This window comes from Microbacterium bovistercoris (assembly GCF_003387575.1).
In the GTDB taxonomy this organism is placed as follows: domain Bacteria; phylum Actinomycetota; class Actinomycetes; order Actinomycetales; family Microbacteriaceae; genus Microbacterium; species Microbacterium bovistercoris.
Genome location: NZ_QUAB01000043.1, coordinates 91687 through 105392, shown reverse-complemented (window position 1 = coordinate 105392; position 13706 = coordinate 91687). Strand labels below are relative to the sequence as shown.

16 protein-coding genes are annotated in these 13706 nt (G+C 69.1%); 6 read left to right on the top strand and 10 right to left on the bottom strand.

Annotation, left to right across the window (positions count from 1 at the left end):
* The first annotated feature begins 168 nt into the window (after positions 1-168).
* Positions 169-1008, top strand: a complete 840-nt coding sequence (locus DY023_RS11260; RefSeq protein WP_116242428.1) for a hypothetical protein — start codon at positions 169-171, stop codon at positions 1006-1008.
* A 9-nt stretch (positions 1009-1017) separates the two neighbouring features.
* On the opposite strand, the gene panB is transcribed toward DY023_RS11260, so the two are convergent.
* From panB to DY023_RS11240, 4 genes are read right to left on the bottom strand one after another with little or no spacing between them, the layout of a single operon-like run.
* Entirely contained in the window at positions 1018-1890 is an 873-nt protein-coding gene (panB, locus tag DY023_RS11255; RefSeq protein WP_116242427.1) for a 3-methyl-2-oxobutanoate hydroxymethyltransferase, read from the bottom strand.
* Positions 1887-2270 carry an aspartate 1-decarboxylase gene (panD, locus tag DY023_RS11250; protein ID WP_116242488.1) on the bottom strand — a complete coding sequence of 128 codons (384 nt, stop codon included), beginning with the start codon at positions 2268-2270 and terminating at the stop codon, positions 1887-1889. The genes panB and panD overlap by 4 nt, the downstream gene beginning before the upstream one ends.
* Positions 2270-3121: a pantoate--beta-alanine ligase gene (gene panC / locus DY023_RS11245; protein ID WP_116242426.1), complete on the bottom strand. Its 852-nt coding sequence runs from the start codon at positions 3119-3121 to the stop codon at positions 2270-2272. Before panC ends, panD begins: the two co-directional genes overlap by 1 nt.
* On the bottom strand, positions 3118-4134 hold the full coding sequence (locus DY023_RS11240) for a Rossmann-like and DUF2520 domain-containing protein (protein WP_220347292.1): 1017 nt from the start codon (positions 4132-4134) through the stop codon (positions 3118-3120). The genes panC and DY023_RS11240 overlap by 4 nt, the downstream gene beginning before the upstream one ends.
* Before the next feature lie 160 nt (positions 4135-4294).
* Here DY023_RS11240 and DY023_RS11235 point away from each other — a divergent pair, with 160 nt between their 5' ends.
* Positions 4295-4834: an MOSC domain-containing protein gene (locus tag DY023_RS11235; protein WP_116242425.1), complete on the top strand. Its 540-nt coding sequence runs from the start codon at positions 4295-4297 to the stop codon at positions 4832-4834.
* On the opposite strand, the gene DY023_RS11230 is transcribed toward DY023_RS11235, so the two are convergent.
* The 5 genes from DY023_RS11230 to DY023_RS11210 all read right to left on the bottom strand — a co-directional run bounded on the left by DY023_RS11230 (position 4831) and on the right by DY023_RS11210 (position 8470).
* Complete coding sequence (locus DY023_RS11230) at positions 4831-6615, bottom strand: ABC1 kinase family protein (protein WP_116242424.1); 1785 nt, start codon at positions 6613-6615, stop codon at positions 4831-4833. The genes DY023_RS11235 and DY023_RS11230 overlap by 4 nt on opposite strands.
* 11 nt (positions 6616-6626) lie before the next feature.
* Positions 6627-7196 carry a PadR family transcriptional regulator gene (locus tag DY023_RS11225; protein ID WP_116242423.1) on the bottom strand — a complete coding sequence of 190 codons (570 nt, stop codon included), beginning with the start codon at positions 7194-7196 and terminating at the stop codon, positions 6627-6629.
* Positions 7197-7265: 69 nt separating this feature from the next.
* On the bottom strand, positions 7266-7604 hold the full coding sequence (locus tag DY023_RS11220; protein WP_116242422.1) for a HepT-like ribonuclease domain-containing protein: 339 nt from the start codon (positions 7602-7604) through the stop codon (positions 7266-7268).
* Positions 7601-8062 carry a nucleotidyltransferase family protein gene (locus DY023_RS11215; protein ID WP_116242421.1) on the bottom strand — a complete coding sequence of 154 codons (462 nt, stop codon included), beginning with the start codon at positions 8060-8062 and terminating at the stop codon, positions 7601-7603. The genes DY023_RS11220 and DY023_RS11215 overlap by 4 nt, the downstream gene beginning before the upstream one ends.
* A gap of 48 nt (positions 8063-8110) precedes the next feature.
* The gene (locus DY023_RS11210; RefSeq protein WP_220347289.1) at positions 8111-8470 is read right to left on the bottom strand and encodes a MerR family transcriptional regulator; all 360 of its coding nucleotides are present in this window, start codon (positions 8468-8470) and stop codon (positions 8111-8113) included.
* Between the two features lie 56 nt (positions 8471-8526).
* Between DY023_RS11210 and DY023_RS11205 the strand changes: the two genes are divergently transcribed.
* From DY023_RS11205 to DY023_RS11190, 4 genes are all read left to right on the top strand, one after another.
* Positions 8527-9420 (top strand): aldo/keto reductase, encoded by an 894-nt coding sequence (locus DY023_RS11205; RefSeq protein WP_116242420.1) that lies wholly within the window; start codon positions 8527-8529, stop codon positions 9418-9420.
* A gap of 34 nt (positions 9421-9454) precedes the next feature.
* The gene (locus tag DY023_RS11200; protein ID WP_116242419.1) at positions 9455-9751 is read left to right on the top strand and encodes a DUF503 domain-containing protein; all 297 of its coding nucleotides are present in this window, start codon (positions 9455-9457) and stop codon (positions 9749-9751) included.
* A 163-nt stretch (positions 9752-9914) separates the two neighbouring features.
* Positions 9915-10142, top strand: a complete 228-nt coding sequence (locus DY023_RS11195) for a FitA-like ribbon-helix-helix domain-containing protein (RefSeq protein WP_147303293.1) — start codon at positions 9915-9917, stop codon at positions 10140-10142.
* Positions 10142-10534, top strand: coding sequence for a type II toxin-antitoxin system VapC family toxin (locus DY023_RS11190; protein WP_116242417.1), 393 nt, complete (start codon positions 10142-10144; stop codon positions 10532-10534). The genes DY023_RS11195 and DY023_RS11190 overlap by 1 nt, the downstream gene beginning before the upstream one ends.
* Before the next feature lie 7 nt (positions 10535-10541).
* On the opposite strand, the gene DY023_RS11185 is transcribed toward DY023_RS11190, so the two are convergent.
* Positions 10542-13703 carry a DEAD/DEAH box helicase gene (locus tag DY023_RS11185; protein ID WP_220347288.1) on the bottom strand — a complete coding sequence of 1054 codons (3162 nt, stop codon included), beginning with the start codon at positions 13701-13703 and terminating at the stop codon, positions 10542-10544.
* Positions 13704-13706: the final 3 nt, after the last annotated feature.

Genomic DNA, 13706 nt, shown 5'->3' with positions numbered 1-13706 from the left:
GCTTAATCCCCAGAGAAATGTGATGACAACGAACACGAGTCTCGCCTATATTGGAAGCGTTTGCAGAATGTATACGCGGAAGCGTTTGCAGAGCGGGCGTCGCCGCGACACGGCTGATCTGCAGCTAGATCGGCCGATCGCCATCGCGCACGACCAGGAGGAACAATCGTGGAAGAACCGCGAGAAGACAACGCGAAGCCGTTGCTGGACGCGAAGCTCACTCGGCGCAGTGCCCTGATCGCCGGCGCCTGGTCAGCGCCGGTGGTGGGACTGGCGGTCGCCGCTCCGCTTGCGGCCGCGAGCGAGCCGCCGTTCGACCCGACGACTGACCTGGAGGTGCTGGCGCTCGGCGGCGCAGAGGGCCGGTACCGCTTCGGGAACGACTACACCAGCGGGACGAACACCGACCCCAGCAACCGTGACTTCCGCCGCGCATTCTCGATTCGGAACACCGGGACGGCAACCTTCGCCGGCTCGCTGACTGTCATGTTCGAGTTCCCCCGCATGTGGAACCAGGGCATCAGCGCCAACGCGGATGCCTACAGCCCATACACGACCGTCGATCTCGGCGGACGGAACGGCGGCTCGATCGGCAGCGCTTCGCCCTGGGTCACGTCCGCCGCCGCGGAATACACACAGAACGTCCAGTCAAACGGCACTCTTCCTGCATGGGACGAGGTCTGGCTGCGCATGGACCCCGCCTCTGTCACCTTGAACAACGTAGCGCTTCCCCCAGGAGGCGTGGTGTGGTTCGCGCTCGACGGAGAAGTCCCCGCCCCGTGGATCGGGCAGAACAACCAGTATCTGCCGAACGGCGTGATCTACTGGCGCACCGACATCTTCATCCAGGCCACCGACACTTCGGATAACGACCTGGGAACCTTCGGCCCCGTGCCCGACCCCGATACCACCAGCAACTGGCGCAACGGCATCTGGTACTGGAACGGTGGCGGCCCTTTCGCCTACGACGGCGGCGAAAGCCTCTACCCCGCCTACGGCAACGGGTGAGCTGACCGATCAGGCCCGCTCCGCGAGCATCTCCTGCAGTCGCGCGACCTCGTCAGCCGGCATCCCGTACGTGTGCTCGGCGGCGGGGTACGCCCCCGAGCGCACCTCGTCGGCATACGCCCGCACACCGTCGATCGCCGCACCGCGCAGGTCGGCGTAGCGCTTCACGAACTTCGCCTGCGGTCCGTCCAGCAGTCCGAGCAGATCGTGGAACACGAGCACCTGCCCATCAGCATCCGCTCCGGCGCCGATCCCGATCGTCGGCACGCGCAGCAGCGGCTTCAGCACCCGCGTGATCTCGGACGGCACCGCCTCGAGCACGATCAGCGAGCATCCGGCGTCCTGCAGCGCGAGCGCGTCGTCGATCACGGCGAGCGCGCCCTCGGCGGTGCGGCCCTGCGCGCGGTAGCCGCCGAGCGCAGTCGCGGTCTGCGGCGTGAGTCCGACGTGCCCGACGACGGGGATGCCTGCCGCGACGATCGCCCGCGCGCGATCGACGGTGGTGCCGCCGCGCTCGATCTTGACCAGGTCGCAGCCGGCCTCCTTGACGAAGCGCTGCGCGGTCTCGATCGCGAGGGCGTCGGATGCCTCATACGAGCCGAACGGCAGGTCGCCGACCAGCAGCGGGCGGGTGAGCCCGCGCCTGACCGCGCGGGTGAGCATGAGCATCTCGTCGACGCTGACCGGCACGGTGCTGTCGTAGCCGAGCACGGTCATCGCGCCGGAGTCGCCGACCAGCACCATGTCGACGCCGGCCTCCTCGGCGATCTGCGCGCCGGGGTGGTCGTAGGCGGTGACCATGACGATCGGGTCACCGGCATCCTTCTTCGTGGCGAGATCGCCGAGCGTCAGGCGGCGGCTCGGAGCGGGAGCGGCGCTCATACAGTCACCAGCTCGCCGACCAGGTCGTCCACCCGGATGATGCGGTTGCCGCGGTCGACGTGCACGACGGTCGGCTCGTACGAGGCGAGGTCCTTGCGGGAGTACTCCGCGTAGGAGATCACGATGATCGTGTCACCCGCGTGCACCAGCCGCGCGGCGGCGCCGTTGACCTGCATCGCCCCCGATCCGCGCTCCCCCTCGATCGTGTACGTGACGAAGCGCGATCCGTTGTCGACGTCGACGACGTGCACCTGCTCGTGCGGCAGGATGTCGGCGGCTTCGAGCAGGTCGGGGTCGATCGTGATCGATCCGACGTAGTTCAGGTCGCTGCCGGTGACGGTCGCGCGGTGGATCTTGGACTTCAGCATGGTGCGTCGCATCATGCGCCGCCTTTCAGGACGTGGTTGTCGATGAGGCGCGCGGCACCGACCCGGGCGGCGACGGCCAGCAGGGCCTCGCCGTCGAGCCGGGTGACCTCGCTCAGGTCGTCGTTGTCGCGCAGTTCCAGATAGTCGGGGCGGATGCCGGCCTCGTCGAGCACCCGGCGCGCGGCGGCGACGAGGGTCGCGCCGTCGCGCTCCCCCGATTCGGCGAGGGCGGATGCCGCATCGAGACCCCTGTTCAGCGCGGTGGCCTGCGCGCGGGCATCCGCGTCGAGGTAGACGTTGCGCGAGCTCATCGCCAGCCCGTCGGCCTCGCGCACGATCGGGCACGCCTCGATGCGCACGTCGAGGTTCAGGTCGCGCACCAGCCGGCGCACGACGAGCACCTGCTGGGCGTCCTTCTGGCCGAAGTACGCGACGTCGGGCTGCACGATGCCGAACAGTTTCGTGACGACCGTGGCGACGCCATCGAAGTGGTGCGCCCCGCGGCTGGCGCCGTCGAGCACGTCGGTGACGCCGGCGACGTGGATGCTGGTCGCGAACCCGTCGGGGTAGATCTCGGACGCGTCCGGGGCGAAGACGATGTCGACGCCCTCGGCCTCGGCCATCGCAGCATCGCGCTGCTCGTCGCGCGGGTAGGAGCCGAGGTCCTCGTTGGCGCCGAACTGGGTCGGGTTCACGAACAGCGAGACGACGACGAGGCCGTTGCTCTTGCGCGCTTCGCGCATGAGCGTGAGGTGTCCCTCGTGGAAGGCGCCCATGGTCGGCACGAGACCGACGGATGCTCCGGTCGTGCGCGCCTCGGCGACGGCCGCGCGCAGTTCGGGGATGGTGCGGATGATCCTCATGCGGTGTCTCCGCCTTCCGGTCGTTGAGCGAGGGAGCGCAGCGACTGAGACGAAACGCGCTCGGCTCCTGAGCGTCCTTCGTCTCGTCGCTGCGCTCCCCGCTCAGGGCCCGCGGAGCGAGACGAAGGACGCTGGCTCTCAGGCCCTTCGTCTCGCTCCGCTCGCTCAGGGCGCGGGGTAAGGGTCGCCCGCTCAGGGCGCGGGGTAAGGGTCGCTCGCTCAGGGCGCGGGGTGAGGGTCGCTCGCTCAGGGTGCGGGGTAAGGTTCGCCCGCTCGCGACGCGGGGTGGCGGCGAGCACGCGGGTCGTGGCGGCGAGTTCGTCGAACAGGGCGACGAGCTGGGGATGGGCAGCGTCGACAGCGGCGCGCTGGCGGGCGACTGTCTGCTCGTCGCCGCGGGCGATCGGCCCGGTCAGCGCGGAAGCCGCGCCCTGCGACACCCAGTTGTCGACGGTGCGGCGCACCAGCGGGGCGAGCATCTCGCGGGCGTCGTCGACTCCCGCATCGCGGGCGAGCTGCTCCGCGGCGTCGAGCACGGTGAGCACGAAGTTCGACGCGAAGGATGCGGCCGCGTGGTAGCCCGCGCGATCGTCGACCGTGAACGGATGCGCCCCTAGTCGCTCGGCCAGTGACGTCGCGACGGCGAGCACCTCGGGCGTCCGCCCCGCGACGGCCGCGCCGATCCCGCGGAAGGCCTCGGGCCCCTCGGCTCCCGTGAACGTCTGCAGCGGATGCAGGCTGAAGTCGACGTCGTCGAGTCCGGTCGCGCCCGACATGTGGCCGATCAGCGTCGCGCGACCTCGCGCTGCCGCCGCGGCATCCGCGATCCCGGAATCCGGAACGCACAACAGCACGACGTCGCTCGCGGGGACTTTCTCGCCGCGCCGCAGCGGCCCGTGCACGGTCAGCCCCGCCGCGCGCAGCGCGCGGGCGAGCACGCCACCGAGGCGGCCGGCGCCGATGACGGCGACGGCCGGAGGGCTCGCGAAAGTGGAGAAGGATGAGGGGCACATGCGGGATGAGTATCGCGCCGCAGTGCGGCCTCCTCAAAATCTCAGATCAATCAGGCAACCGAAAAGTGCCTGTTCATTGGCAATACATTCTATTGTTGTGGATTTTGCATGTCAGATTGCTCCGGCCGTCTGATCGCGCGACACGTGGAACGATGAAGGTATGACGCCCACGGTCGTTGCGGTCCATTCCAGCACCTCGCACAGCTTCAGCAAGCCGACGCGCGAGTCGATCACGCTCCTCGAAGGGCTCGGCGTCGAAGGAGACGCGCACTGCGGCGCGACGGTGCAGCACCGTTCGCGAGTCGCCGCCGACCCGTCTCAGCCCAACGTGCGGCAGGTGCATCTGATGCACGCGGAGCTCTTCGACGCGCTGCGCGAGAAGGGCCACGCGGTCGACCCCGGCGACCTCGGCGAGAACATCACCACCCGGGGCGTCGATCTGCTCGCGCTCCCCGTCGGCGCCCGGCTGCGCTTCGGCGATGCCGTGGTCACGATCACGGGGCTGCGCAATCCTTGCCAGCAGATCAACGATTTCCAGTCCGGACTGCTGAAGCAGGTCGTCGGCACCGATGGCGAGGGCAACGTGGTGCGGCTGGCCGGGGTCATGGGCATCGTCTCCCGCGGTGGAGAAGTGGCCCCGGGAGACGCGATCGGCATCGAGCTGCCGCCGACCCCGCACTTCCCGCTGACGCGCGTCTAGACTCGAGGGCCGAACAGCCCGGCGGCGAGCGCGTAGAGCAGCGGCACCGCCGAGAGGCCCATCAGCACCCCGCCCCAGGCGGGGCTGGCGGGCAGCAGCAGGATGCCGCCGATCAGCAGGCCTGCGAACAGCACGGCCCCGACGGCGCGACGCACGAGCAGTTCGAGGCGCGCCATCCGCCGCTCCAGACGGGCGGTGTCGAATGACAGGCTGCCCTGCTCCATGCGCGTGATGACCGAGTCGATGCGTCCCGGCATCCGCCACAGCACGGCCGCGTTCTCGAGCGTCTGCTTGGCGAAGTCCTGCACGACGTTGCCGCTCTCTTCGCGCAGCAGCCGCTTGGCGTAGGGCTCGACGGCGTCCCAGACGTTGAAGGCCGGGTCGAGGCCGCTGCACATGCCCGAGGTGAGCGACACCGCGCGGAACAGCATGAGCAGCCCCTCGGGCAGCTGGAACGGCATGGTGCGCACGACCTCACCGAACTCCATCGCGAAGTCCTGCAGCTCGTGCGGGTCGACGTCGCGCAGTTCGGCGAAGCCCATACCTCCGAAGCGCGCGAACAGGGTGCTGAGGGCGCGCTCGAGCTCGGCGTTCTGCGCCGAGGGCAGCAGCACCCCCATGTCCTGCGCCGCGGCGACGAGCTTCTTGCCGTCGCGCGCGGCGACGGCGATCAGCAGTGCGCGCAGACCGTCGCGGATGCCGGCCGGCACCTCGCCCATCATCCCGAAGTCCACGAACGTGAGCCGCCACCCCGACCCTTCGACAGGCTCAGGGACCCATGCATCTGATCCCGAGACCTGGGTCGCTGAGCTTGTCGAAGCGTCGCCCGCCTGAGGCCCCGCCCCTTCGACAGGCTCAGGGCCCCACGTTTCCCCCAGCGGCGTCACGAAGATGTTGCCGGGGTGCGGGTCGGCGTGGAAGAAGCCGTGTGTGAAGACCTGCTCGAACATCACATCGGCGAACACCCGCGCGACCTCGGCGGGGTCGATGCCGGCGGCGCGCAGCGCATCCGTGTCGTTGATCTTGATCGCTGTGACGTCGGCGAGGGTCAGCACCCGCCGCGTGGTCCGCTCCCATGCGACCGCGGGCGCTGCGACCCGGGCATCCCGTTCGAAGTCGGCGGCGAACCGCTCGCCGCTGGCCGCCTCGTGCAGGTAGTCGACCTCTTCGAGGCTGGTGCGCGCGAACTCCTCCACGAGCGCCGGCGCATCGACCCGCTCGCGCACGATCCGGATGCGGCGCAGCCAGCCGCCGACGCGACGCAGCGCCGCGAGATCGGTGTCGATGATGGCGTCGATGCCGGGGCGCTGCACCTTGACGACGACGTCGGCGAATCCGGCATCCGCCGCTGCCGCGGCAGAGAGCCGGGCGCGGTGCACCTGGCCGAGGGAGGCCGCGGCCACCGGCGTCTCGTCGAAGCGGTCGTAGGCCGCGGCGAGTGAGGTGCCCAGTTCGGCCTCGGCGAGCGCGCGGATGTCGGCGAACGGCACCGCCGGCACTTCGTCCTGCAGCCCGGCGAGCTCCTGCGTGATCTCGGGCGGCAGCACGTCGAGGCGCGACGACAGGAACTGCCCGACCTTGATCATCAGGCCGCCGAGGTCGACGGCGAGGTCGTGGAAGCGCCGGGCGACGCGCAGCATCCGGGCATCGCGCGTGCGGTCCGCGAGACCTGCGAATCCGATGCGCGGCAGCACGAGCTCGAACCACCACACCTGCACGAGCACGCGGGAGGCGAAGGCCAGGATGCGTCGGTAGCGACGGCGATGCGCCGACTGCTCCATGCGGGCTCCGATCAGTCGGCGGCGAGAATCGCGTACAGCTTACGTCGGGCATCCTCCAGCACGGCGACGGCCTGCTGCACCTGCTCGGGCGAGCCGGTGCGGCCGACCTGCGCGGCAGCGGCGGCGAGCTCCATACCCGCCTTGGGAAGGGCGGTGAGGTGCGCGCCGGGGCGGGAGGCGGATGTCTCCCAAGGTGCCTGCGCCTTGTCGTCGGCGGTCACCTCGCGACCGGCATCCGTCAGCGAGTAGGTCTTGCGGCCGTTGTCTTCGACGGCCTCGATGAGGCCCTCGTCGGCGAGCAGCTGCAGTGTGGGGTAGACCGAGCCGGCGCTCGGCTTCCAGGTGCCGCCGCTGCGCTCGGAGATCTCGTTGATGATCTGGTAGCCGTGCATGGGCTGCTCGGCGAGCAGGGCGAGCACGGCCGTGCGCACGTCGCCGCGCCCCATGCGCGGGGTGGGGATGCGCTGCTCGAAGGCGGAGCGCAGCTGGTCCATGGCCTCCCAGAAGGAGCCGGGGCCGCGGCCGCCGGATCCGAAGTCGAAGGGGGTTCCGAACCCGTTGGAAGAGAACGAACCGTTCATGATGGCCTCCTCGGTTCTGGCTGAACGATGGTTAACGATATATCGTTCATACCGGTTCGGGAAGAGGCGTCAGCGAAGCTGCTCGTCGCGGACCATCTCCGCGAGCTGCGGAAAACTCACCGACACCGTGTTCCAGAGCGCCGCCTCGTCGATGCGGTCGTAGTGATGCACGACGAAGTCGCGCGTGCGCGCGGCGGCGCGCCAGATCGGATGCGGGAATCGCCCCGCGTCCGCGGCGACGAGACGCTTCGAGAGGTCGCCGACCCGATTCACCAGTGCCTCGAAGGCGAGCGGCAGGGCCGGGTCTTCCGCATAGGCACGCTCGCCACGGTCGACCAGCGATGCCGCCTGCTCCAGCGTCGAAGCGAGGTCGGCGAGGCACCTCTCGATCCGATCCGCATCCCTCACAGCGGAACCGCTTCTGCGAGGATCGCCGCGTCGTGCTTCTCGTCCAGAGCCCGCCTCGACATCGCGGACACGGGAACGTCCAGCAGCGCCTCCATGTCCATCTCGAACTGAGCGAGATCGAACAGCGTGACATCGCGACCCGGCGTCACGAGCAGATCGACGTCGCTGTCGGGGCTCGCCTCCCCGCGGGCGACCGACCCGTACACGCGGACATCCTCAAGGCCGGCCGCGCCGGCCAGGCGATCGATCACCGGCTTCAACTTCCGGAGCCGGTCGAGCGTGACCAGATTCTGCGGCTGGGCGTCGAGCAATTCGCGGTACCTGAGGATCGGCACCAGCGCGGCCTCAGGTTTGCGATGCGCGCCGATGATGACGACGGGGGCATCCGGAGCAGTACGGAAGTCGACGAGAAGTCGCGTCAGCCCCGCACGAGCCTCAGAGACGGGCAGAACGTCCATGACAACCTCCTGTACAGATTATTGTACAGATCCGGATGTCTGGCGCACTCAGACCGCGACGAGTTCCTGCAGCCGGTTCAGGGTGCGGCGCTGGTCGTCGAGGTCGTCGATGCGCTGCTGCACGACGTCGAGGTGCTCGCGCAGGGCGTCGGCGACGCAGGCGTGCAGGTGGACGCCATCGTCCACGAAGCACTCCACGACCCGGGCGACGACGGCCAGCGGCATCCCGGCGTCGAGGAAGAGGCGGATGCGGCGCACGTCCTCGACCGCGGTGGGCGCGAAGCGCCGGTGTCCTGCGGTGGTGCGCACGGCGGCGATGAGGCCGTTCTGCTCGTAGTGGCGCAGCGCGCGCACGCTCACGCCGGTGCGTGCGGACAGCTCGCCGATCGTGATCGCGTCGTATGACATCAATTCCTCCGCGGGACTTGCATCTGACACTGGTGTCAGCTCTTACCGTCGTGGGCATGAGCACTGAAACCATCACAACGCGCACCGCCGATGACTTCTTCCTGTTGGGCGGCGATCTGCCGGTGCGGCGGATCGGCCTGGGCACGATGCGCCTCACGGATGCCACCGGCGACCACTCCCGCACCGGCGCGCACATCTGGCGTGGCGCGGCGGATCCGGCCGAGCAGATCGCTCTGCTGCGCGGAGCCGTCGAGGCGGGCGTGCAGCTCATCGACACGGCGGATGCCTACGCGCTGGGCGACAGCGAGGAGCTGGTGGCGCGAGCGCTGCATCCGTACGCCGACGATGTGCTGATCGCGACGAAGGTCGGCAACGTACGGCCGTCGCCGACGGTGTGGGTGCCGCTCGGGCATCCGGCGTATCTGCAGCAGCAGGTCGAGCTGAGCCTGCGGCGCCTGCGGCTGGAGCGGATCGACCTGCTGCAGCTGCACCGGCTCGACCCGAACTTCCCGATCGCCGATCAGGTGGGGGCGCTGGCCGAGCTGCGCGATCAGGGCAAGATCCGGCACATCGGGCTGTCGGAGGTGACCGTCGATCAGCTGGACGAGGCGCGGCGCACCGCGCCGATCGCCTCGGTGCAGAACCTGTACAACCTCTCGGCACGCGGGCACGACGCGGTGATCGACCATGCGGATGCCGCAGGCATCGCGTTCCTGCCGTTCTTCCCACTCGCGATCGGGTCGCTGGCTTCGCCGGACGGGGCCGTCGCCGGAGTGGGTCGTGAGATCGGAGCGGAGCCATCGCAGGTCGCGCTGACTTGGCTGCTGCGGCGCTCGCCGAACGTGCTGCCCATCCCGGGGACTGGGTCGCTCGCGCACCTCGTGGAGAACCTGGGTGCGCTGCAGGTGGAGCTCAGCGAGGAGCAGTTCCGGCGGATCTCGGAGGGATGAGCCGCGCGGCCTCGGTGCGTGCCAGACTGGCGGCGTGTGGATCGGGTGGATCGAGTTCGACATCCTGCTCGGCGACGTGCAGTCGCTGAAGGAGAAGCGCAGCGTGATCCGCCCGATCATCGCCGAGCTGAGCCGGCGCACCGAGGCCTCCTGCGCCGAGGTCGGCGCGCAGGATCTGCACCGCCGCACCGAGATCGGCGTCTCGGTGGTCGCCGCGCACGCGACGCACGTCCGCGACGTGCTGGATCAGGCCGAGCGGATGCTGGTGGAGAGGCATCCGGAGGTGACGGTGCTGTCGGCGCGGAGGGGGTTGCACTCGAGCGGGGACTGAGCCGGCCTCCACAAGTCGCGGCTCCGGCCGAGATCTCCCCATGCCCGGGTTCTCCGCGGAGCCGGCTGTCGGCACCCCACCACAGTTGTCGCATGGGAATCAGATACTTCGCCGGATTCGGCATCCACTACCGGATCGGATGAGGTGCATGCATACTGTAAGCATGCCTAACGTGCTGATCAGAGACCTCGACCCGGCGGTGCACTCCGTGCTGTCGGCGCGGGCCGAGGCGCGCGGGCAGTCGCTCCAGCAGTATCTGACTGCCGAGCTGACGGAGTTGGCGGCGAAGCCGACGCTGGAGGAGCTCCTTCTGGAGTTCTCTCACCGCCCGCCGCAGCACATCCCGCGCGAAGAGATCATCAAAGCTCTCCATGCCGGTAGACGCGACTGATGATCGTCATCGACGCATCCGCAGTCGTCGAGCTGGTTGGCGAACTTGGCTCCTCCACTCGGCTCCACGCTCGCGTGTTGGGCGAGACACTGATCGCGCCGGACGTACTTCCGCTTGAGACCGCACATGCACTGCGGGGCTTGAATCTGGGCGGCCATCTCAGCGATCCAGGACTCGACGCGGCTGCCGGCGATCTCGCTCGGCTGCCGATCGGGCTGCATCCGTCGCTCCCGCTGATCCCGCGTGTCATGGCTCTGCGCCAGAACTTCTCGGCCTACGACGCGAGCTACGTCGCGCTGGCCGAGCTGTTCGGATGCCCACTGCTGACTCTCGATGAGCGCCTCGCGAAAGCGGCGAAGAAGCACACCGCGGTCGAGATCGCGATGGCCTGATCCCGCCCTACTCCAGCAGGGCATTGATGTCGTCTGCGGTGAGCGATCCGGCGCCGATCACGCCCTCGCCGTCGAAGACGCGGGCGAACAGTTCGGCCTTCGCCTCGCGCAGTGCGATCACCTTCTGCTCGATGGTGTCGGCCGATACCAGGCGGTACACAATCACCGGGCGGGTCTGCCCGATCCGGTGCGCCCGGTCGATCGCCTGCTCTTCGACAGCCGGGTTCCACCACGGATCGAGCAGAACCACGTAATCGGCTTCGACCAGGTTGAGCCCGACGCCGCCCGCCTTGAGCGAGACGAAGAACACTGAGGTGTCTCCGCCGCGGAATCCGTCGATCACCGCGGGACGGTTGGTGGTCGAGCCGTCGAGGTAGGCGTACGAGAGACCGGCTGCCGCTGCCCGATCGCGCGCCGCGCCGAGGAAGCGCGTGAACTGGCTGAGCACCAGCACCCGGTGTCCCTCTTCCGCGGCCTCGGTGAGCAGTTCGATCAGTGCGTCGAGCTTCGCCGACGGTGCGGCTCCGGCATCCACCAGCTCCGGATCCAGCGCGAGCTGGCGCAGCAGCGTGAGCGAGCGGAAGATCTGGATGCGGTTCGCGTTCACGTCGTCGACCAGCCCGAGCAGCTTCTGCCGCTCACGCTGGAAGCGCACGTCGTACAGCTTGCGGTGCTTCGGATGCAACGTGACCTCGAGCACCTGCTCTTGCTTGGGCGGCAGCTCCGCTGCCACCAGCTCCTTCGTGCGCCGCAGCAGGAACGGCCGCAGCCGGCGCTGCAGACGGGCCAGCCGCTCGGCATCCCGCTCCTTCTCGATCGGCTTGCGGTAGGTCTCGCCGAACTGCTTGCGCGAGCCGAGCAGCCCGGGCGCGGCGAGCGAGGCCAGTGCCCATAGCTCGTCGAGGTTGTTCTCCATCGGCGTGCCGGTGATCACCAGCGTGAACGGTGCGCCGAGTGTGCGTGCGGCCTTATAGCCCGCAGATGCCGGGTTCTTGATCTGCTGGGCCTCATCGAGGACCAACCCGGACCACTCCAGGTCACGGTAGGCCTCGTCCTCGAGCCGGAACAGCGCGTAACTGGTGACGACCACGTGCGCGCCGCGCACAGCGTCAGCCAATGCCTCGCCTCGGCGTGACTCCATCGCGGTGATGGTGGCCACGCGCAGCTGCGGTGCGAAGCGCGCGACCTCGCTCGCCCAGTTGCCCACGACGCTGGTCGGCGCCACCACCAGGAACGGAGGGCGATCGGGCTGCTCCTCACGTGCGAGCTCCATCATGGCGATCGTCTGCAGGGTCTTTCCGAGACCCATGTCGTCGGCGAGCAGCCCACCGAGCCCGTTGGTTCGAAGGAAGTGCAGCCAGCTCAACCCCGCCGCCTGGTAATCACGCAGTTCGGCGTGCAGGCCCGCGGGCGGATCGACGCGCTCGACCGCGGCATCCGATCTCAGCGACTGCACCGCCAACCACCATGCCGACTCCTGCGCGGTGATGATGCCGAGCTCGGTGAGCTCCTCCCAGAGGTCGACCTGGTAGCGGCTGACGCGCAGATCGGAACCGGGCTTGTCGGTGAGCGCTCTGGCCTCTTCGATGATCGCTCGCAAGCTCGCGAACTCGGGTCCGTCGAGCGGGAAGTACGTGCCGCTGGGCAGCACGAAGATCGGCTCATCGAGCGTGAGGGCGGTGAACAGCTCGGCGAAGTCGACGTCTTCACCGTCGACGCTCACCGTGACGTGCAAGTCGAGCCAGTCCCCGTCGTCGGCGCTGCGCACGCCGACCAACGGCAGGCCGCCGGCAGCGCGGTACTCGGGTGTCTGCTCGTTCTCCTCGATGCGCAGGCCCGGCACTGCGCGCAGCAGTGGCTGCACTTCGGATACGAAGGCGACGGCGCTCGCCTGCCCGAAGGTGCGGTCCGCCGGAGGCCCGGAAGGCCCTCGCTCAAGGAGCCCCGGATGCTCGGCGAAGGCCTGTATCACGGCATCCGCGATCTGCTGCTCCCGCGCACCGTCGCGGATGCCGGCGGGCCGATCCCACGACCAGGCGAGGTGAACCTGCCTGGCGACGTAGGTGATCTGAAGCGCCAGCGTCGGCGCGGGTGGCGGCGGGATGTCGATGCTGCTGTCGGGCGAGATCACTTCGAGGTCGGCCTGCAGGCGGGGCAGATAGTCGCGCAGGAAGCTGTCGCGTGAGGCCGAGGGGATGCGCATGGCGGAGCCGCGCGCGAGCAGTTGCTGGGCTACCCGGGGCATCGGAGCGTCGGAGCGATACAGGATGGCACGCTGAGCATCGGGAGTTCCGGTGACGTCAGCGAGGATCGTCGTCGGATCGCCGATCCACCAGCCGTCCTCGATGCGATGCTCCTCATCCGCGACCTGCAGGACGGCCCGCAGTTCGGCGCCGCTGCCGTGCCCGCTCACCTCTATGCGCGCGGAGACCGGTTCATCACGCAGCTCGACCGGATGCTGCGCCTTGTCGTCGAAGATGAGGGCCACCCCGGCATCCTGAATCCGGCGGAGGATGAACCAGACCTCTTCGCCGGGCAGATCGCGCAGGGGTAGCCACTCGGGCGTGGAGTAGTAGTAGCCGCCGGAGGTGCCCGCGGCGATCTGGTAAGCGTGCACCAGCCGCATCAGCGCGGCGGATGCCCGGCTGTGTCGGCGCTCCTCGTCGATGCGGTTCCAGCTGGAACGGCTCTTGACCCACCCGCCGCGGCTGCCGCGGGCGCCGGCGCGCACGGCGATGTGCGGCACATCGGGCTCGCTGTAGGAGTACGGCTTCGGCTGGCGGATGCCGAGGAACAGGCAGCGCTCCTCCTCATCGGGCAGCGTGCTGTCGAAACCGAGTGCGTCATCGAGCTCGCGCTGCCAGTTCGGTCGAGCCTGCTCGTCATGCGCGGTGAGAGCGAGCAGCGTCGCCGCGACGACATGGACGCACAGGTCGCGGGTGCCGCACGTGCAGTCGGTCTCGATGCACCCGTCATTGCGCAGCAGCACCATGGGCACCGACGGGCGCTTCGGGTCGTCGACGATGTAGCGCATCTCGACCCCTGCGGACACGGTCCGGTCCGACCCGTGCAGCAGCGCACCGCTCTGGATCAGCCGCAGGGCGGCGCCGATCATGGCGTCGCTCGCATTCCGGCGGACGACTTCGAGAGCGTGGGCGGAGATCTGCACGTA

Coding starts and splice junctions, on each gene's coding strand:
- DY023_RS11240 (WP_220347292.1), bottom strand. CDS start 4,134: ATGTGCCCCTCATCCTTCTCCACTTTCGCGAGCCCTCCGGCCGTCGCC.
- DY023_RS11195 (WP_147303293.1), top strand. CDS start 9,915: ATGCCTAACGTGCTGATCAGAGACCTCGACCCGGCGGTGCACTCCGTG.
- DY023_RS11205 (WP_116242420.1), top strand. CDS start 8,527: ATGAGCACTGAAACCATCACAACGCGCACCGCCGATGACTTCTTCCTG.
- panD (WP_116242488.1), bottom strand. CDS start 2,270: ATGCGACGCACCATGCTGAAGTCCAAGATCCACCGCGCGACCGTCACC.
- panB (WP_116242427.1), bottom strand. CDS start 1,890: ATGAGCGCCGCTCCCGCTCCGAGCCGCCGCCTGACGCTCGGCGATCTC.
- DY023_RS11235 (WP_116242425.1), top strand. CDS start 4,295: ATGACGCCCACGGTCGTTGCGGTCCATTCCAGCACCTCGCACAGCTTC.
- panC (WP_116242426.1), bottom strand. CDS start 3,121: ATGAGGATCATCCGCACCATCCCCGAACTGCGCGCGGCCGTCGCCGAG.
- DY023_RS11210 (WP_220347289.1), bottom strand. CDS start 8,470: ATGTCATACGACGCGATCACGATCGGCGAGCTGTCCGCACGCACCGGC.
- DY023_RS11230 (WP_116242424.1), bottom strand. CDS start 6,615: ATGGAGCAGTCGGCGCATCGCCGTCGCTACCGACGCATCCTGGCCTTC.
- DY023_RS11190 (WP_116242417.1), top strand. CDS start 10,142: ATGATCGTCATCGACGCATCCGCAGTCGTCGAGCTGGTTGGCGAACTT.
- DY023_RS11225 (WP_116242423.1), bottom strand. CDS start 7,196: ATGAACGGTTCGTTCTCTTCCAACGGGTTCGGAACCCCCTTCGACTTC.
- DY023_RS11215 (WP_116242421.1), bottom strand. CDS start 8,062: ATGGACGTTCTGCCCGTCTCTGAGGCTCGTGCGGGGCTGACGCGACTT.